Genomic DNA, 17,290 nt, shown 5'->3' on the forward strand with positions numbered 1-17,290 from the left:
GGCGGGAGGTGCCGCTCGCCGATCGGCTGGGCGCGCTGCGCGAGGCGGTCGAGGTCGCCGAGGGGCGGCTGGAGGTGCCCGAGACCGGTGCCGCCCGGTCACTGCTGGCGAAGGCCGGCGCGCGGGAGGCGCTCGGCGACGCCACCGTGGTCGCGCTGGCCGGCGCGACCGGCAGCGGCAAGTCGACGCTGTTCAACGCGCTCTCCGGGGACGAGGTGAGCACGCCGGGCGTGCGCCGGCCGACGACCGGCATCGCGCACGCCAGCGTCTGGGGCACCGACGGCGCCGACCGGCTGCTCGACTGGCTGGAGGTGCCCCGCCGGCACCGGGTCGAGCAGGGCGATCCCGCGCTGGACGGGCTGGTGCTGCTCGACCTCCCCGACCACGACAGCGTGCGGGTGGAGCACCGGCTGGAGGTGGACCGGCTGGTGCAGCTGGTCGACGTGCTGGTCTGGGTGCTCGACCCGCAGAAGTACGCCGACGCCGCCGTCCACTCCCGCTACCTGGCGCCGCTGGCGGGGCACGCCGGGGTGCTCGTCGTCGTCCTCAACCAGGTCGACCGGCTCGACGAGGCCGCGGCCCGCGCCTGCCTGGCCGACCTGCGCGGCCTGCTCGACGCCGAGGGGCTGGCCGGCACGCCGCTGCTGGCCACGGCGGCGCGCACCGGCGCCGGGCTGCCCGAGCTGCGCGCGGAGCTGGCCCGCCGGGTGGGCGCCCGCCGGGCCGCCACCGACCGGCTGACCGCGGATGCCCGAGGCGCTGCCGCGGCCCTGGCCGCGCACTGCGCGCCCGACGCCGGGCCCGACCGCAGCCGGGAGCGGAGCGAGCGGGACGGGCTGGTCGGTGCGCTGGCGGACGCGGCCGGCGTCCCGGCGGTGGCCACGGCCGTGGAGCAGTCGGCCCGCCGCCGCGGCGCCGAGCACACCGGCTGGCCGGTGCTGCGCTGGACGTCGAAGCTCCGTGCCGACCCGCTGCGCCGGCTGCACCTGGGCTCCGAGGCCGCCCGCACGTCGCTGCCGCCGGCCGGCGCGGTGCAGCAGGCGGCGCTGGGCGCGGCGCTGCGCCGGGCCCGGGACGAGGCCGGGCACGGTCTGCCGCAGGCGTGGCGGGACGAGCTGCGCCGCACCGCGGAGGTGTCCCAGGAGCGGCTGGCCGACCGGCTGGACCGGGCGGTGGCCGGCACCGACCTGGGCCCGCAGCGGACGCCGCTGTGGCAACGGGCCGTCGGCGGGCTGCAGTGGGTGCTGGCGCTGACCGCGCTGGCCGGGGCGCTGTGGCTGCTCGGCCTGGTCGGGCTGGGCCTGCTGCAGTTGGACGACGTCCTGCCGCTGCCCCGGGTCGAGGGCATCCCGCTGCCGACGCTGCTGCTGGTCGGCGGACTGCTGGCGGGGCTGCTGCTCGCGCTGGTGGCCCGCCCGCTGGTGCGTGCGGGGGCCAGACGACGTGGCCGGCAGGTGCGGCGGCGGCTGCTCGACCGGGTGGCCGAGGTGGCCGACGCGGAGGTGCTCGAGCCGCTGGGGGAGGCGCGCGCCGACCACGACCGGTTCTGCGCCGCCGTGGGCCGGGCCGGCGCCGGGTAGCGGGTCCCGCGGCGGTCAGCCGGGTGGCTGGGCGGTCAGCCGGGTGGCTGGGCGGTCAGCCGGGTGGCTGCAGGCGGGACGGCGGGTGCTCGGCCAGGCAGAACAGGTTGCCGTCCGGGTCGGCGAGCGTCGACCACTGCACCCAGGGATGCTCGTCGAGCACGTCCCACCGGTGGGTGGCGCCCAGCTCGATCGCCCGGGCGACCTCCCCGGCACGGCTGCCCCACGGCACGGTGAGGTCCAGGTGCTGCACCTGCCGTTCCGGGCGGGCGCCGGTGCGCGGCCGGAAGAACATGGCGAAGCCGTCGGGTTCCCGGGCGGAGACGAACACGTGGCCGGTCTCCTCCACGACGACGCCGCCGAGGAGCTCCGCCCAGAACGACGCCAGTGCCCGCGGTGAGGTGGCCTCGACCGTCACCGAGCCGAGGCTGATCGCGGTCATGACTGGCACGCACCGGAAGCTACGGTCGGGTGTCGGCAGGGACAACCGTCATCTGTCGTGCACCGGCTCCGGGCGCGGCTGGGCGGCCGGCGCCGGCACGGCCGCGGGACGGCGGCGGTTCAGGGCGAGCCCGGCGACGGCGGTCAGCGCGAGGGCGATGACCACCGCGCCGTAGACCTCGGCGGTGGCCTCCAGGCCGACGGAGTTGGCGGCGACCCCGGCGGCGATCGCGGGCAGGCTGAACGCCAGGTAGGCGACGGTGAAGACCGCCGACATCAGCGCGGCCCGCTGCCCCGGGTCGACGCCGGCGGTGACCGTCGCCAGCGCGCCCAGGAACGCGGCGCCGAAGCCGAACCCGGAGACCACGGCGGCCACGAAGAAGACCGCCAGCGACTGGGTCCACAGGGCGGCGATCGTGCCCGCGACGCCGGTGGCGAAGACCAGCGCGCCGATGGTCATGGCGCGGGCGGGGACGACCGACCGCATGACCAGGGCCCCGATCACGCCGGTGCCGTTGAGCGCCAGGATCGGCAGGGCGCCGGTGACGTGGTCGGTCACCCCGAACACCGCGGCGGCCAGCGACGGGCTCAGCGAGGCGTAGAGCCCACCGAGCGACCAGGTGGCGACCAGGCAGGGCAGCACGACCAGGAACGCCCGCCGTTGCGACGCCGGGACGTGCACGCTGGGCACCAGGGACGCGGCCAGCCCCGGTCGCCGGGGCGAGGTCTCGGGCAGCAGCAGCACCCAGGCCGCGGCGGCCAGGCAGAGCACGGTGAGCACCCCGAACACCCAGTCGGTGGGGGACGGGACGAACTGCACGGCCAGGCCGGCGCCGACCGCGCCGAGGGAGAGGCCGAGCCCCGGCCCGGCGGAGTTGACCAGCGGGCCCAGCGGCCGGTCCGCGCGCTGGGTGTCCAGCAGGGCGGCACCGAACGCGGCGGTCAGCGCCCCGGTGGCGAACCCCTGCACCACGCGGGCGACCAGCAGCCACCCGACGCCGTCGGCGGCCCAGAACAGGACCATCGACACCGCCTCGACCACCAGCGCCACGGCCAGCACCGGCCGCCGGCCGATGTGGTCGGACAGCCCGCCCACCACGAGCAGGGACAGCAGCAGGGCGAACGCGTAGACGCCGAAGACAACGGTCAGCGTGCCCGAGCCGAAGCCGAACTCCTCGGCGTAGACCCGGTACAGCGGGGAGGGGACGCCCGACGCCGCGAGCATGAGGATCAGCAGGACGGCGACCGACCAGAAGGCGGCCGGGCGGGAGAGCGTCACTCGGGGCACGACGGTTGCCAAGGACATCGACGTCCCGTCCCTTCCCGTCGAGGGGCAGAAATGGCCATTTCCGCCCTCCGGTCACCCCGGGTAGCGGCGGGAGGTGAAGACCTGGCCCGCGGGCGTCACCTGCGTCTGGGTCGAGCCGATCAGCAGCAGGCAGCGCATGTCGACCGTCTCCGGGTCCAGCCCGGCCAGCGTCGTCACCCGCACGGCCTCCTCCGGCCCGCCGACGTCCCGGCCGACGACGACCACGGTGTCCGGGTCGCGGACGTCCAGCAGTGCCTTCTGCGCCTCGGCCAGCTGGTGCGGCCGGGCCTTGGACCGCGGGTTGTACAGCGCCAGCACCAGGTCGGCGGCGGCCGCGGCGCGCAGCCGGTCCAGCACGACGTCCCAGGGCTTGAGGACGTCGGAGAGGCTGATCACCGCGAAGTCGTGCCCGAGCGGGGCGCCCACCTTCGACGCCACCGCCTGCGCCGCGGTGAGCCCGGGCAGCACCCGCACCTCGACGTCGGCGAACTCCGGCTGCGCGGCCACCTCGAGCACCGCCGCGGCCATCGCGAAGACGCCGGGGTCGCCGCTGGAGACCACCGCCACCCGCCGTCCGGACTGCGCCAGCCGCAGCGCCGCCGCGGCCCGCTCGGCCTCCACCCGGTTGTCGCTGGGGTGCCGGGTCTGCCGCGGGTTGGCCGGCACCCGGTCCAGGTAGGGGCCGTAGCCGACCAGGTCGTCGGCCTCGGCCAGCGCCTCGGCGACCTCCGGCGTCGTCCACGCCCGCTTGCCGGGGCCGAGCCCGACGACGACGACCTCGCCGCTGCGCAGCGCGTCGCCGTCGGCACGGTCGGGGGTGTTGCCCGGTCCGGTGAGCGGCGAGGGGAGCAGCGCCAGGGAGAAGTACGGGACCGTCTCGGGGTCGACCTCGGCCAGCGGGGCGACCCGCTGCCGGTCGGTGGTGGCCCGCTCGACGTAGTACGCCCGGTCGAGCACGCCGGCGGCGTCGAAGGCCTCCCGGACCTTGCCGAACGTGCGGCCCAGCTTCAGCACCGCGGCCGAGTCGGTGGTGGCCAGCCACTCGGCCAGCTCGTCGGCGGGCAGCGTGCCGGGCAGCACGGTGAGCACCTCGTCCCGCTCCACCAGCGGCCGGCCCAGCACCGCGGCGGCGCCGCTCACGCTGGTCACGCCCGGGACCACCTCGGTCGGGTACCGGTGCGCCAGCCGCTTGTGCATGTGCATGTAGGAGCCGTAGAAGAACGGGTCGCCCTCGGCGAGGACCACGACGTCCCGCCCGGCGTCGAGGTGCGCGGCCAGCCGGGCGGCGGCGGCCTCGTAGAACTCGTCGATCGCGCCCTGGTAGCCGCCGGGGTGGTCGGTGGTCTCGGTGGTCACCGGGTAGACCAGCAGCTCCTCGACCTGCCCGGCGCGCAGGTACGGCTCGGCCAGCCCGCGGGCCACCGACCGGCCGTGCTGGGCGGCGTGGAAGGCGACGACGTCGGCCGCGCCGATCAGCCGGGCCGCCTTGACGGTCACCAGCTCCGGGTCACCGGGGCCCAGCCCGACCCCGTACAGCCGCCCGGTGGCCGGCGTCCCCGTCGCCGAAGTGGCCACTTCGGCGCGAACTCGGGGCTCCTCGCGCCCGCTCATTCCTGGGCGCTCGCGATCGCGTTCACGGCGGCGGCGGTGATCGCGCTGCCGCCGCGCCGGCCGCGGACGACGAGGAAGTCCAGGTCCGAGGCGGCCAGCGCCTCCTTGGACTCGACCGCGCCGATGAAGCCCACCGGGATGCCGATCACCGCGGCCGGCCGGGGAGCCCCGTCGCGGACCATCTCCAGCAGGTGGAACAGCGCGGTCGGGGCGTTGCCGATCGCGACGACGGCGCCGTCGAGCCGCTCACCCCACAGGTGCATCGCCGCCGCGGTGCGGGTGGTGCCCAGCTCCCGGGCCAGGTCGGGGGTGCGCGGGTCGTTGAGCGTGCAGACGACGTCGTTGTCCTTCGGCAGCCGGCGCCGGGTGACCCCGGAAGCGACCATCTGCGCGTCGCAGAGCACCGGGGCGCCGGCGTGCAGCGCCTCCCGAGCCCGGGCGACCACGTCGTCGGACCAGGCCACGTCCTGCACCAGGTCGACCTGACCGCAGGCGTGGATCATCCGCACCGCGACCTGGGCGACGTCGGCGGGCAGCCCGGAGAGGTCGGCCTCGGCGCGGATCGTGGCGAAGGACTGCCGGTAGATCTCGGCGCCGTCGTGCTCGTAGGAGTACATCAGTCCTTCTCGATGAGGTAACCGGTCGGCGTCGCGACGACGTCGACCACACGGCCGGTCGGGCGGCCGCAGCGGCGGGCGCAGCCGGCCCAGTGCTGGCGGGCGCCGCCGGCCGGCAGCGTGCCGGCCGCCACGGCGGCGGTGGCGTCGGCCCGCACGTCGGCCAGCGACTTGGCGCACCCCGGCCGCCCGGCGCAGGTGGTGACCAGCCGCCACGGACTGGCCGGCTCGGTGACCAGGCCGGCGGCGGTGAGCGCGGCGACGGCCGGGGCGGCGTCGACCAGGTCGGGGACGACGACGGTGCGCCAGGTGGTGACCTCGACCTGGGGCGCCAGGTCGGCGAGCAGCTCCGCCTGGTCGGCCGCCAGCCGCCCCAGCGGCACGACCACGGCCAGCGCGGTGCGGCCGTCGTCCTGGGTCAGCACCCCGGCCGGCCCGGTCACCGGCGCGCTGACCCGCTCGCGGCCCGGGGCGTCCGGACGGCGGCCGGTGAGCCGCTCGGCGACCCGCGCCCAGCCGTCGGTCAGCTCGGCCAGCCGCCAGGCGGTGCCGCCCTGGGCCGCCCGCTCGGCGAGGAAGGCCGCGCTCGCGGCCAGCGCCAGGGCGACGGCGTCCACGGGCCGGGCGCGGACACCGGAGTCGGTGCCGCCGAGCAGCAGCGCGACCACGTCGGGGGCGAGCGCGAGCAGGGCCACGTCGGCGCCCGAGCCCGCGACGTCGCCGCGGCCGTCGTCGAAGGCGACCAGGAACCGGCCGGGCAGCTCGGCGAGCGTGGGGTCGGCCAGCAGCGCGGCGTCGAAGGAGCGCACCCAGGGCCGGACGTCGAGGTGCCCGCCCCGCCGGCCGGACAGGCTGCTGGCCAGCACGTTGCGCACCCGCTCGTGGGTGTCGCTGGGGAGCAGCCCGACCGCGGCCAGGCGCTCGCCCAGCCCGGTCTCGGCGCCGGCGGGCAGGCCGCGCAGCTGCAGGTTGCCGCGGCTGGTGAGCTCCAGGTGCCCGTCGCCGAGATCGCGGGCGGCGGCGGCCAGCGCGCGCAGCTGGCCGGCGGTCAGGGCCCCGCCGGGAACGCGCACCCGGGCCAGGCCACCGTCGGCGGCGGCGTGGGTCTGCAGGGCGCCGGGGCAGGCGTCGACGCGGTCCCGCGTCGGCCCGGGGCCGGGCGTGGGGGAGGTGGTCTGCGCGGAGGACATGGCGAGGGCGAGGCTACTTCCCCGGGAGCGGGGCCCTGCCGGACAGTCGGGGGACCGCCCGGCAGGGCGGCTGGTCACCGCAGTGCGCGACCGTCCATCTCCATCCAGACGCGGCGGCGGTCGGCGCGCGTGCGCACCTGGGCCATCGCGGTCACCCGGCGCTGCTGCTCCGGGGTCGCGCGGTGCTCCACGACGGCGAGCTCGGCGTCCCGCATCGCCCGCTCGGCGGCGGTCTCCGCCGGGCTGGTGGGGAGCTCCTGGTCGGCGTCGTCGACCTCGTCGTCGGCGGGCCGGTCGGTCCGGTAGGGCGAGTCCTCGGGCAGGTTGCCGCTGACCCGGCCGTAGGCGCCCAGGGTGAGCAGCACCAGCCCGGCGCCGATGGAGAAGATGACGTTGGCCATGGAGAAGGCCAGGAAGTTCCAGTCGGTCTCCAGCAACGCCAGGTTGGCCAGTGCCGAGACCAGGAACAGCGCCCCCACCGCGATCATCACGGTCGAGGCCGTGCGGGAGCTGTGCAGCGCGGCGGCGATCAGCACCGCCGCGGTGACCAGCGAGATCGTCGACAGCAGGCCGTTGGACGACAGGCCGAGGATGCGCTCGCCGTCGGTGGAGAAGTAGTCCAGGCCGTCGACGAGGCCGAGCACCCCGAAGGTCGCCAGCACCCCGGCGACGACGACGGCGCCGATGCGGTGCACGGCGGGCACCACCCGGGCGGCGCCGGTGGCCGGGGGCTCGGTGGGTTCGGTGTGCTCCCCGGTACGGGGGGAGGAGTGGCGGTGGCGCAGGGAGAGGGCCATGCGGGACTCCGGGAGTGGCAGGGCGTCGGACCGGGCCGGGCTGGCTCCGGCCTCCCCGCCATACCCAGGTGATTGCGGACAACTCGGTAGCGGACGTCCTTTCTCGTTTCGTTGCGTGATGGACCCAGTGCGGAGCGTCGCGGGGAAGCGATGGCGGGGTGCGGGTGTTCGGTCGGCCGGAAGGAGCGTCATGACCCAGCCGTTCGAGATCGACCTGCACTCCGAGTACCTGCGCGCCGATCTGTTCTTCGCCATGGGGCAGCCCACCGAGGCCGCCCGCGTCCTCGAGCCGGTGCTGGAGGCCGAGCCGGGCAACCAGGCCGCGCTGGAGCTGCTCGCCCGCAGTTGCTACGCCTCCGCGCAGCTGGGCCGGGCCGAGGAGCTGCTCGCCCGCCTGGTGGAGCTCGCGCCGGCCAACGGGTGGGCCCGCCGCGCGCTGGCCCGCACGCTGGAGCGGCAGAGCCGGGCCACCGAGGCCGTCGTCCACCACCGGCTGGCCGACGCGCTCGGCGCCGCCTGATCCAGGACCCGCTCGCCGGCTAGGGTCGACCCGCCCGGCCTGACGTGGAGCCGCGCCGTGGCACGGCTCCACGTCAGCTGGCCCGGGTCGACCCGGTGCTCAGCGGCCCTCGACGGAGGGGGGCAGGGTCGGGTTGGTCCCGTCCAGGCCGGTGCTGGCGGCGGTGCTGCCGCCCGTCGGGGAGGGCGTGATGCCCCGTTCGGCGACCGGCAGGAGCGCTCCGTGGGCCAACCGCTCGCGGTAGCCGAAGAGCTCCCGCTTCACCACCCGGCTCAGGATGTAGAGCCCGATGATGTTCGGCAGCGACATCAGGAAGATCATGCTGTCGGAGAAGCCGATCACCGCGTCGAGGGTCGAGGAGGCCCCGATGACGACGAAGATGCAGAAGATCAGCTTCCAGGTCCGGTCCACCACCATCGACTCGCCGAACAGGTAGGTCGACGCCTTCAGCCCGTAGTAGCTCCAGGCGAGCATCGTGGAGTAGGCGAACAGGATCACCGCGATCGCCAGCACGATCGGGAACCAGCCCGCCACCGTCCCGAAGGCGGCCGAGGTCGTCTCCACGCCCGGCGCACTGGCCTCGTCCGCCCAGGTGCCGGTGATCACGATGGCCAGCGCGGTCATCGTGCAGATGACGACGGTGTCGACGAAGGGCTCGAGGACGGCGACGTGGCCCTCGGTCGCCGGCTCGTTCGTCTTCACCGCGGAGTGGGCGATCGCGGCCGACCCCAGCCCGGCCTCGTTGCTGAACGCCGCCCGCCGGAAGCCCTGGATGAGCACGCCGACCACGCCGCCGAACCCGGCCTCGGGGCTGAACGCCGTCCGGATGATCTCCCAGAGGGCACTGGGGATCTCGGTGACGTTGGCGAACAGCACGGAGAGGCAGGCGATGACGTAGAAGACGGCCATGAACGGGACGAGCTTGTCGGTGACCCGGGCGATGCTCCGGATCCCCCCGATGATCACCGCGCCGACCAGGATCGCGAGCACCAGGCCGAAGACCGCGCCGGCCGCCCCGAACCCGAGCCAGCCGTCTGCGCCGCCGGTCACCGACTGGGCCTGGGCGAAGGCCTGGTTGGACTGGAACATGTTCCCGCCACCGACGGCGCCGCCCAGGGTGAAGATGCAGAACAGAACCGCGAGGACCTTGCCCAGCGTGCCCTTGCCCTTCTCCTTCAGCCCCTGGCTCAGGTAGTACATGGGCCCGCCGGAGACCCGGCCGTCGGCGTAGACCCTGCGGTACTTGACGCCGAGGGTGCACTCGACGCCCTTGGTGCACATGCCCACGAGGCCGGCGATGATCATCCAGAAGGTCGCCCCCGGTCCGCCGAGGGAGATGGCCACCGCGACCCCGGCGATGTTCCCCAGTCCGACCGTCCCGGAGACGGCGGTCGCCAGCGCCTGGAAGTGGGTGACCTCGCCGGCGTCCTCGGGGTCGTCGTACTTGCCCTTGATCAGCTGGATCGCGTGGCCGAAGGCCCGGAACTGGAAGCCGCGCAGGTAGATGGTGAAGAAGATCCCGGCCAGGACGAGCCAGACCACGATCAGCGGCAGCACGACGCCTTCGTCGATGAAGTCCAGCGGCACGCTGTAGAACACGATGTCGGAGATGAAGGTCGACACCGGGGAGAAGACGTCGTTGACCTGCTCGTCGAACGAGGCGGCCAGCACGTTCACGGACGAGGTCATCACGGCACCACCAGGACGGGGACGGGGGAGAGCTGGATGAGGCTGCTGGGGGTGGACCCGAACAGCAGCGTGCGGACCCGGCTCTGACCGACCCGGCCGACGATGATCCACGCGGCGTCGTGCTCGCGGGCGAGGGCGACGAGCGTCTCGGCGGGGTGCCCGTGCCGGACGACGCCGTCCACCTGCAGGTCGCCGGCGGCGGTGAGCCGGGCGATCGCCGGGTCCAGCACCCGTTCGTGGGCCGCCCTGGCCTCGCGTTCCTTCTCGATCGCGCGGCGTTCGTTCTCCTCGGCCGTCGAGAACGAGTACGGCGACCACGGCACGACGCAGGCGAGCACGAGGCGCAGGTCGTGCCGCCGCGCGGCGTCGGCAGCCGCATCCGCCGCTCGCCCGCTCGCCTCGCTCCCGTCGAGCCCCACGATGATCGAAGCGGACATCGGGTGAACCCCCAGCCGTCGCGGACGTTGCGGGAAAGCTAGTGGCCCGGCGGGTGTCGTGCCAGACGAACCCGCGCCCCGTCGCGCGGTGACCGTCTGCTCCCTCCTGGTGACCGACCTACGATGGCCGGGTCGTGGGGGAGCGGCGCCGCCGGGTGCGTCCCCCGCGGCTCCCCGCGGGCGGATCCGCCGCCCCGGCCGCCGGTCAGGAGACCTCGTGCCCCGTCGTTCGTTCACCGGTGCGCTGCTCGCGCTCGCCGTCGCCGGCTCCCTGGTGGCCTGCGGCGGTGGCGACGGCGAGGAGGCCGCGGGCCTCGCGGCGCAGATCAGCACCGACCTGGGCCAGAAGCCCGAAGTGCCGGCGTCGGAGGGGCCGGCCCCCGACGAGCTGGTGGTCGAGGACGTGGTGGTCGGCGACGGCGCCGAGGCCGTCGAGGGGACGACCGCGGAGGTCAAGTACGTCGGCGCCTTCTACGAGACCGGCGAGGAGTTCGACTCCTCCTGGAGCCGCGGGGAGGACGAGACGCTGCCGGTGCCGCTCGGCCAGGGGCGGGTCATCCCCGGCTTCGAGCAGGGCATCGAGGGGATGCAGGTCGGCGGCCGGCGGGTGGTGACCATCCCCAGCGACCTCGGCTACGGCCCGTCCGGTCAGGGCCCGATCCCCGGCGACGCCACCCTGGTCTTCGTGATCGACCTGGTCGAGGTCGTCGGCTGAGCACCGGCCAGCGCACGCCCCCGCGCGGCCGGGCGGGGTGGGAGACGCGGTGGGCGCGGGTCCTGCTCGCCGGCTACCTGCTGGCCGGGGCCTGGCTGACGCTGCGCCCCTCGCCGATGGGGCGGGTGCAGGGGTTCGTGACCCGGCTGGTGCACGACGTCAGCGGCGCGTCCTGGCACGTCAGCGCCCGGCTGGCCGAGCGGGGCAGCAACGTGCTGCTGTTCGTCCCGCTCGCGCTGCTGCTGTGCTGGGCGCTGCCCCGGGTGCCCCGGTGGGCGGTCTGGGCGCTCTGCGTCGCGGGGTCGGTGGGCATCGAGCTCTGCCAGGCGCTCTTCCTGCCGGCCCGCTTCCCGTCCCTGGTCGACGTGGTCACCAACAGCACCGGGGCGGCGATCGGCGTCGGCCTGCACTGGCTGCTCACCCGCCGCCGCTGAGCAAGCGGGCCGCGGCGACGTGCACCGGTGACGCCCCGCTACCGGTACCGGTACCACTCGGGGAGCCGGGAGCGCCGGTCCACGCGCAGGACGACGAGCCGGCGGCCATCGGCGGCGACAGCCGCCGCGGTCGGCGGCTGCTTGCCGCCCCAGACCACCACCAGGTGCCCGTGCCGGGGAACCCGGATCTCCCGCGCGCCGACGACGACCCGGTCCACCTCCCGGCTGGCCCGCAGCACGGCGTAGGAGACGTGCCGGGCGCCCCAGGGCATCAGCCGCCCGGCGTTCCGGGCCGCCGAGCCGCCGCCGGTCCAGCGGAGGTGGCCGCCCTGGGCCGCCGCGTCGGGCCGGTCGGCCAGGTCCTCGTCCTCGAGGCCGCCCCCGCCGCCACCGAGCAGCGCCCACTCCTGCCCGCGACGCACGAGGGCCCAGGTCTCCTCGGCCACGGAGCCGACACCGCGCCGGGCGAAGAGCGTGCAGGCGACGTCGCCGTCGACGTCCACCGCCAGCGGGGCGAACCGCCGGCGCCGGCTCAGCCGAGGCGGGGCCTCCGGCACGCCGCCCTCGATGAGGGCGATGCTCTCCGCGAGCGCGTCGTAGGTCACCGCCGCAGGCTAGGACCGGACACGGACGGGGGCGAACGGTTACCGGGTGGTCAGCCGATCGTCCGGTTCCGCCCGGCGAGCGCACCCGCGGCGGCCTGGACGGCGAGGACCCCGAGCAGCACGACGAGCGGCGCCGTCCAGCTGCCGGTGCGGTCGTGCAGCGCGCCGAGCAGGACCGGGCCGCAGGCGGCCATCGCGTAGCCGACCGACTGGGCCATGCCGGACAGCGACCCCGCCTGGTGGTGGTCCCGGGTGCGCAACCCGAAGAGCGACAGCGCCAGGACGATGCAGCCCCCACCGCCGGCGCCGGCGAGCACGATCCACAGCAGCGAGGCCCCGGGCAGGGCCAGCTGGCCGAGCACCGCGATGGCGAACAACCCGGTTGCACCCAGGATGAGCAGCCGCTGGTCCGGGTGGCGGGGGATCAGCCGCGCCACCGCCAGGTTGGCGAGCACCCCGGCGACCTGCATCGCGAACAGGTGCCAGCCCGCCGCGGCGGGGGAGACGCCGTGGGCCTGCTCGACCGAGGGCCACCAGGTGATCAGCGTGAAGTAGATCGTCGACTGGGTGCCCATGAACACGGTGACCTGCCAGCCCAGCGCCGTGCCCCACGGCGATCGGTGCCGGACCGGGGCACCGGGTGACCCGGGATCCGGCGGGATGCTGCGGCGGCGCAGCTGGGGCAGGAAGACCGCCAGTGCGACCAGACCGAGCCCGGCCCAGATGCCCAGTGCCAGTCGCCAGCCGTGCTGCGTCGTCCCGGCCAGCGGGACGGCGAGGCCCGACGCCAGTGCCGCCGCCGCGCCCTGGACCGAGGAGTACAGGCCGGTGACCTGCCCGATCCTGCCCGGGTACTCCCGCTTGACCAGCGAGGGGAGCACCACGTTGATCACCGCGACGGCGATCCCGAGGACGGCGGTGCCGGTCCACAGCGCGACCGTCGACGGCAGCGAGCGGACGACCGTCGCCACCGACAGCAGGACCAGCGCCGCGCCCAGCGCGCGTTCGATGCCGATCCGGCGGGCCAGCGCGGGCGCGAGCGGGGAGACGACGGCGAAGGCCACCAGCGGCAGGCTGATCAGCACCGACGCGGTGGCGCCGCCGATGCCCAGGTCGGCGCGGATGTCCTCGACCACCGGGCCGACCGAGGTGATCGCGGCCCGCAGGTTGGCCGCGATCAGCAGGATCCCGGCCAGCAGCAGGCCGGACCGCGAGGCGGGCGCCAGCTGCCGGGTCGTGCCGGTGGTCGTCATCGAGGGGTCTCCTGCCTGCCGACCGTTCGGTCGCGCAACCAGTTTGCGGGCCGGGGTCGGCGCGGCGTCGGGCGGGTCGGCGCCACCCGCCCGGCGGGCGCGTGGCCGGCCGCGGTCTGCGCGCCGGGAGCCCGGCCGGCCGCAGCGGTCGACGCGCTCCGGGCAGGCGGTAGCGTTCGGGCCACTCACGGCAGTGCAGCGAGGAAGCCGGTGCGAGTCCGGTGCGGTCCCGCCACTGTGAGCTCCCGCTGCGATCGTGCGCGGGGGCGAGCCAGACACTCCGGCTGCCGTGCCCGACGACCCGGGGCGCGGACCCCGAGGGAGGCACTGCCTTGAGCTCTCGCACCTTCACCCTGCTGTCCACCTCCGACACCGACCTGCTGTCGGCCCGGTCCGTCGGGCTGGGCCGGGTGGGAGAACCAGCGTGGCGGCTGGGCAACCCGGCCCGCCTCGGTGCCGAGGGCATGGTCGCGCTCGCCGCCGGCAGCGACCTGGTGGTGGTCCGGATCCTCGGCGTCCGCCGGCAGTACGAGGAGATGCTCGCCCCGCTGCTGGCGGGGCCGGCGCCGGTCGTCGTCCTCGGCGGGGAGAACGTCCCCGACGCCGAGCTGATGGAGCTCTCCACCGTCCCGATGGGCGTGGCCACCGAGGCGCACGGCTACCTGGCGCAGGGCGGGCCGGACAACCTCGAGCAGCTGCACCGCTTCCTCGGTGACACCGTGCTGCTGGACGGCGAGGGCTTCGAGCCGCCGTCGGTGGCGCCCGAGTGGGGCGTGCTGGAGCGGGAGTCCCGGGGGAGCGGGCCGACCGTCGCCGTCCTCTACTACCGGGCGCACCACCTGTCCGGGAACACCGGCTTCGTCGAGGCGATCTGCACCGCGATCGAGGACGCCGGTGGCCGCGCCCTGCCGGTGTTCACCGCCTCGCTGCGCACCGTGGAGACCGGCCTGGTCGAGCTGCTGCGCACCGCCGACGCCCTGGTGGTCACCGTGCTCGCCGCCGGCGGCTCGAAGCCGGCCACCGCGCAGGCCGGTGGGGACGACGGCGCCTGGGACGTCGGCGAGCTCGCGAAGCTCGACGTCCCGGTCATCCAGGGCCTGTGCCTGACCAGCAGCCGCGCCGACTGGGCGGCCAACGACGACGGGCTCTCCCCGCTCGACGTCGGCAACCAGGTGGCCATCCCCGAGTTCGACGGCCGGCTGATCAGCGTGCCGTTCTCCTTCAAGGAGGTCGACGCCGACGGCCTGACCTCCTACGTCGCCGACCCCGAGCGGGCCGCCCGGGTCGCCGGCACCGCCGTGGCGCACGCCCGGCTGCGGCACACCCCGCCGGCCGAGCGCCGCATCGTCGTCATGCTCAGCGCCTACCCGACCAAGCACGCCCGGATCGGCAACGCCGTCGGCCTGGACACCCCGGCGTCGGTCGTCCGGCTGCTCGCCGCGATGGCCGGCCAGGGGTACGACGTCGGCCCGTTCGACGGCGAGGGCGCGCTGCCCGGACTCGCCGAGCTGGACGGCGACGCGCTGGTGCACGCGCTGATCGCCGCCGGTGGCCAGGACGAGAACTGGCTCACCGAGGAGCAGCTGTCGGGCAACCCGGTGCGGATCTCCGCCGCCGAGTACCGGAAGCACTTCGACACCCTCCCCGCCGAGCTGCGCGAGGCGATGGTCGAGCACTGGGGCGAGGCGCCCGGGTCGCTGTTCGTCGACGACGACTCCATCGTCTTCGCCGCGCTGCGCGCCGGGAACGTCGTGGTGATGGTGCAGCCGCCGCGCGGCTTCGGGGAGAACCCGATCGCGATCTACCACGACCCGGACCTGCCGCCGTCCCACCACTACCTGGCCGCCTACTGGTGGCTGCGGTCGGACCGGGCGGCCGGCGGGTTCGGCGCGCACGCCATGGTCCACGTGGGCAAGCACGGCAACCTCGAGTGGCTGCCCGGCAAGACCGTCGGCATGTCGGCCGGCTGCGGCACCGACGCCGCGATCGGGGACCTGCCGCTGGTCTACCCGTTCCTGGTCAACGACCCGGGCGAGGGCACCCAGGCCAAGCGCCGGGCGCACGCCACACTGGTCGACCACATGGTGCCGCCGATGGCCCGCGCCGACTCCTACGGCGACATCGCCCGGCTGGAGCAGCTGCTCGACGAGCACGCCAACATCGCCGCCATGGACCCGGCGAAGCTGCCGGCCGTCCGCCAGCAGATCTGGACGCTGCTGCAGGCCGCCAAGCTCGACCACGACCTGGGGCTGAACGAGCGGCCCGAGGACGACCACTTCGACGAGATGATCCTGCACGTCGACGGCTGGCTGTGCGAGATCAAGGACTCGCAGATCCGCGACGGTCTGCACGTGCTCGGCACGCCGCCGAGCGGCCAGGACCGGGTCGACCTGGTGCTGGCCATGCTGCGCGCCCGGCAGATCTGGGGCGGCGCCGTGGCCCTGCCCGGGCTGCGCCAGGCGCTCGGGCTGACCGAGGACGGCACCGCCGGGCTCAAGGAGACCGACCGGGTCGAGGCGCAGGCCGAGGCGCTGGTGGCCGGCATGGAGACCCGCGGCTGGACGGCGTCGGCCGTCGCGGAGGTGGTCAGCGGCGTGCTCGGCACCGGGAACGACGAGGTGGCCGAGATCCTGCGGTTCGCCGTCGCCGAGGTGGTGCCCCGGCTGGAGCGCACCACCGACGAGCTGGACATGACCCTGCACGCCCTGGACGGCGGCTACGTGCCGGCCGGGCCGTCGGGCTCGCCGCTGCGCGGGCTGGTCAACGTGCTGCCGACCGGCCGCAACTTCTACTCCGTCGACCCCCGGGCGATCCCCTCCCGGCTGGCCTGGGAGACCGGGTCGGCGATGGCCGAGTCGCTGGTCGAGCGCTACCGCGCCGACCACGACGGGCAGTTCCCGCCCTCGGTCGGGCTCTCGGTGTGGGGCACCTCGGCGATGCGGACGGCCGGCGACGACGTCGCGGAGATCCTGGCGCTGCTCGGCGTCCGCCCGGTCTGGGACGACGCGTCCCGGCGGGTCACCGGCCTGGAGCCGATCGACCTCGACGAGCTGGGCCGCCCGCGGATCGACGTCACGGTGCGGATCTCCGGCTTCTTCCGGGACGCCTTCCCGCACGTGGTGACCATGCTGGACGACGCCGTGCGGCTGGTCGCCGAGCTGGACGAGGCCGCGGAGGCCAATTACGTGAAGGCGCACGCCGACGCCGACTTCGCCACCCACGGCGACCGGCGGCGGGCGACCACCCGGGTGTTCGGCTCCAAGCCCGGCGCCTACGGGGCCGGGCTGCTGTCGCTGATCGACTCCCGCAACTGGCGGGGGGACGCCGACCTCGCCGAGGTCTACGCGGTGTGGGGCGGCTACGCCTACGGCCGGGACCTGGACGGCGTGCAGGCCCGCCCGGACATGGAGGCCGCGTACAAGCGGATCGCGGTGGCGGCGAAGAACATCGACACCCGCGAGCACGACATCGCCGACTCCGACGACTACTTCCAGTACCACGGCGGGATGGTCGCGACGGTCCGCGCGCTGACCGGCTCCTCCCCGGAGGCCTACATCGGCGACTCGACCCGGCCCGAGCAGGTGCGGACCCGGTCGCTGGTGGAGGAGACCTCCCGGGTGTTCCGCGCCCGGGTGGTCAACCCCAAGTGGCTGGCCGCGATGCGCCGGCACGGCTACAAGGGCGCCTTCGAGCTGGCCGCCACCGTCGACTACCTGTTCGGCTACGACGCCACCACCGGCGTCGTCGCCGACTGGATGTACGAGAAGCTCGCCCAGACCTACGTGCTCGACCCGGAGAACCGGGAGTTCATGGAGAAGTCGAACCCCTGGGCGCTGCACGGCATCGCCGAGCGGCTGCTGGAGGCGGTCGACCGCAAGATGTGGGCCGAGCCGGACCCGGCGCTGCTGGCCGAGCTGCAGCAGGCCTACCTGGACACCGAGGGCGACCTCGAGGGCGGCGAGACCCCGGCCCAGCAGCCGGTCTGAGCACGGGTCGGGGGGGGGGGGGGGGGGGGGGGGGGGGGGGGGGGGGGGGGGGGGGGGGGGGGGGGGGGGGGGGGGGGGGGGGGGGGGGGGGGGGGGGGGGGGGGGG

At 75.4% G+C, this 17,290-nt stretch carries 15 protein-coding genes and 1 riboswitch; of the genes, 5 read left to right on the forward strand and 10 right to left on the reverse strand.

The features are described from left to right. Window positions 1-8: 8 nt before the first annotated feature. Window positions 9-1,580 carry a GTPase gene (locus ACI79U_RS11070; RefSeq protein ID WP_457068091.1) on the forward strand — a complete coding sequence of 524 codons (1,572 nt, stop codon included), beginning with the start codon at window positions 9-11 and terminating at the stop codon, window positions 1,578-1,580. A 55-nt stretch (window positions 1,581-1,635) separates the two neighbouring features. Here ACI79U_RS11070 and ACI79U_RS11075 read toward each other — a convergent pair whose 3' ends face one another. The 6 genes from ACI79U_RS11075 to ACI79U_RS11100 form a co-directional block, all read right to left on the reverse strand. Further along, window positions 1,636-2,022 carry a VOC family protein gene (locus ACI79U_RS11075; RefSeq protein WP_457068277.1) on the reverse strand — a complete coding sequence of 129 codons (387 nt, stop codon included), beginning with the start codon at window positions 2,020-2,022 and terminating at the stop codon, window positions 1,636-1,638. Window positions 2,023-2,070: 48 nt separating this feature from the next. Further along, entirely contained in the window at window positions 2,071-3,327 is a 1,257-nt protein-coding gene (locus tag ACI79U_RS11080) for an MFS transporter (protein ID WP_457068088.1), read from the reverse strand. Window positions 3,328-3,381: 54 nt separating this feature from the next. Further along, the gene (locus ACI79U_RS11085) at window positions 3,382-4,905 is read right to left on the reverse strand and encodes a precorrin-2 C(20)-methyltransferase (protein WP_457068085.1); all 1,524 of its coding nucleotides are present in this window, start codon (window positions 4,903-4,905) and stop codon (window positions 3,382-3,384) included. A 32-nt stretch (window positions 4,906-4,937) separates the two neighbouring features. Then, the gene (locus ACI79U_RS11090; protein WP_457068083.1) at window positions 4,938-5,558 is read right to left on the reverse strand and encodes a precorrin-8X methylmutase; all 621 of its coding nucleotides are present in this window, start codon (window positions 5,556-5,558) and stop codon (window positions 4,938-4,940) included. Then, window positions 5,558-6,748 carry a precorrin-3B synthase gene (locus tag ACI79U_RS11095; protein WP_457068081.1) on the reverse strand — a complete coding sequence of 397 codons (1,191 nt, stop codon included), beginning with the start codon at window positions 6,746-6,748 and terminating at the stop codon, window positions 5,558-5,560. The genes ACI79U_RS11090 and ACI79U_RS11095 overlap by 1 nt, the downstream gene beginning before the upstream one ends. Window positions 6,749-6,822: 74 nt before the next feature. Next, window positions 6,823-7,545, reverse strand: a complete 723-nt coding sequence (locus tag ACI79U_RS11100) for a DUF4383 domain-containing protein (protein WP_457068079.1) — start codon at window positions 7,543-7,545, stop codon at window positions 6,823-6,825. Window positions 7,546-7,735: 190 nt separating this feature from the next. Here ACI79U_RS11100 and ACI79U_RS11105 point away from each other — a divergent pair, with 190 nt between their 5' ends. Then, window positions 7,736-8,065 carry a tetratricopeptide repeat protein gene (locus ACI79U_RS11105; RefSeq protein ID WP_457068077.1) on the forward strand — a complete coding sequence of 110 codons (330 nt, stop codon included), beginning with the start codon at window positions 7,736-7,738 and terminating at the stop codon, window positions 8,063-8,065. A 99-nt stretch (window positions 8,066-8,164) separates the two neighbouring features. On the opposite strand, the gene ACI79U_RS11110 is transcribed toward ACI79U_RS11105, so the two are convergent. Beyond that, complete coding sequence (locus ACI79U_RS11110; protein WP_457068075.1) at window positions 8,165-9,754, reverse strand: alanine/glycine:cation symporter family protein; 1,590 nt, start codon at window positions 9,752-9,754, stop codon at window positions 8,165-8,167. After that, entirely contained in the window at window positions 9,754-10,191 is a 438-nt protein-coding gene (locus ACI79U_RS11115; RefSeq protein WP_457068073.1) for a universal stress protein, read from the reverse strand. Before ACI79U_RS11115 ends, ACI79U_RS11110 begins: the two co-directional genes overlap by 1 nt. 217 nt (window positions 10,192-10,408) lie before the next feature. Here ACI79U_RS11115 and ACI79U_RS11120 point away from each other — a divergent pair, with 217 nt between their 5' ends. Next, window positions 10,409-10,906: an FKBP-type peptidyl-prolyl cis-trans isomerase gene (locus tag ACI79U_RS11120; protein WP_457068071.1), complete on the forward strand. Its 498-nt coding sequence runs from the start codon at window positions 10,409-10,411 to the stop codon at window positions 10,904-10,906. A gap of 80 nt (window positions 10,907-10,986) precedes the next feature. Beyond that, window positions 10,987-11,340: a VanZ family protein gene (locus tag ACI79U_RS11125; RefSeq protein ID WP_457072792.1), complete on the forward strand. Its 354-nt coding sequence runs from the start codon at window positions 10,987-10,989 to the stop codon at window positions 11,338-11,340. A 38-nt stretch (window positions 11,341-11,378) separates the two neighbouring features. Here the strand turns inward: ACI79U_RS11125 and ACI79U_RS11130 are convergent, their stop codons facing one another. Both ACI79U_RS11130 and ACI79U_RS11135 read right to left on the reverse strand, forming a co-directional pair. Continuing rightward, window positions 11,379-11,945: a hypothetical protein gene (locus ACI79U_RS11130; protein WP_457068069.1), complete on the reverse strand. Its 567-nt coding sequence runs from the start codon at window positions 11,943-11,945 to the stop codon at window positions 11,379-11,381. A gap of 50 nt (window positions 11,946-11,995) precedes the next feature. Next, window positions 11,996-13,198, reverse strand: a complete 1,203-nt coding sequence (locus tag ACI79U_RS11135; protein WP_457068067.1) for a CynX/NimT family MFS transporter — start codon at window positions 13,196-13,198, stop codon at window positions 11,996-11,998. Between the two features lie 200 nt (window positions 13,199-13,398). Beyond that, a riboswitch (cobalamin riboswitch) is annotated at window positions 13,399-13,479 on the forward strand. 51 nt (window positions 13,480-13,530) lie between these two features. Between ACI79U_RS11135 and cobN the strand changes: the two genes are divergently transcribed. Continuing rightward, a complete protein-coding gene (gene cobN / locus ACI79U_RS11140) occupies window positions 13,531-17,184 on the forward strand; it encodes a cobaltochelatase subunit CobN (protein ID WP_457068065.1) in 3,654 nt (1,217 codons plus the stop codon). Window positions 17,185-17,290 lie beyond the last annotated feature (106 nt).

The sequence above is a fragment of the Modestobacter sp. SYSU DS0904 genome (genome assembly GCF_054051115.1).

What these genes read in the sequence shown, in the direction of transcription:
- ACI79U_RS11075 (WP_457068277.1), bottom strand. Translation starts at nt 2,022, where the DNA reads ATGACCGCGATCAGCCTCGGCTCGGTGACGGTCGAGGCCACCTCACCG.
- ACI79U_RS11080 (WP_457068088.1), bottom strand. Translation starts at nt 3,327, where the DNA reads ATGTCCTTGGCAACCGTCGTGCCCCGAGTGACGCTCTCCCGCCCGGCC.
- ACI79U_RS11090 (WP_457068083.1), bottom strand. Translation starts at nt 5,558, where the DNA reads ATGTACTCCTACGAGCACGACGGCGCCGAGATCTACCGGCAGTCCTTC.
- ACI79U_RS11095 (WP_457068081.1), bottom strand. Translation starts at nt 6,748, where the DNA reads ATGTCCTCCGCGCAGACCACCTCCCCCACGCCCGGCCCCGGGCCGACG.
- ACI79U_RS11100 (WP_457068079.1), bottom strand. Translation starts at nt 7,545, where the DNA reads ATGGCCCTCTCCCTGCGCCACCGCCACTCCTCCCCCCGTACCGGGGAG.
- ACI79U_RS11105 (WP_457068077.1), top strand. Translation starts at nt 7,736, where the DNA reads ATGACCCAGCCGTTCGAGATCGACCTGCACTCCGAGTACCTGCGCGCC.
- ACI79U_RS11110 (WP_457068075.1), bottom strand. Translation starts at nt 9,754, where the DNA reads ATGACCTCGTCCGTGAACGTGCTGGCCGCCTCGTTCGACGAGCAGGTC.
- ACI79U_RS11115 (WP_457068073.1), bottom strand. Translation starts at nt 10,191, where the DNA reads ATGTCCGCTTCGATCATCGTGGGGCTCGACGGGAGCGAGGCGAGCGGG.
- ACI79U_RS11135 (WP_457068067.1), bottom strand. Translation starts at nt 13,198, where the DNA reads ATGACGACCACCGGCACGACCCGGCAGCTGGCGCCCGCCTCGCGGTCC.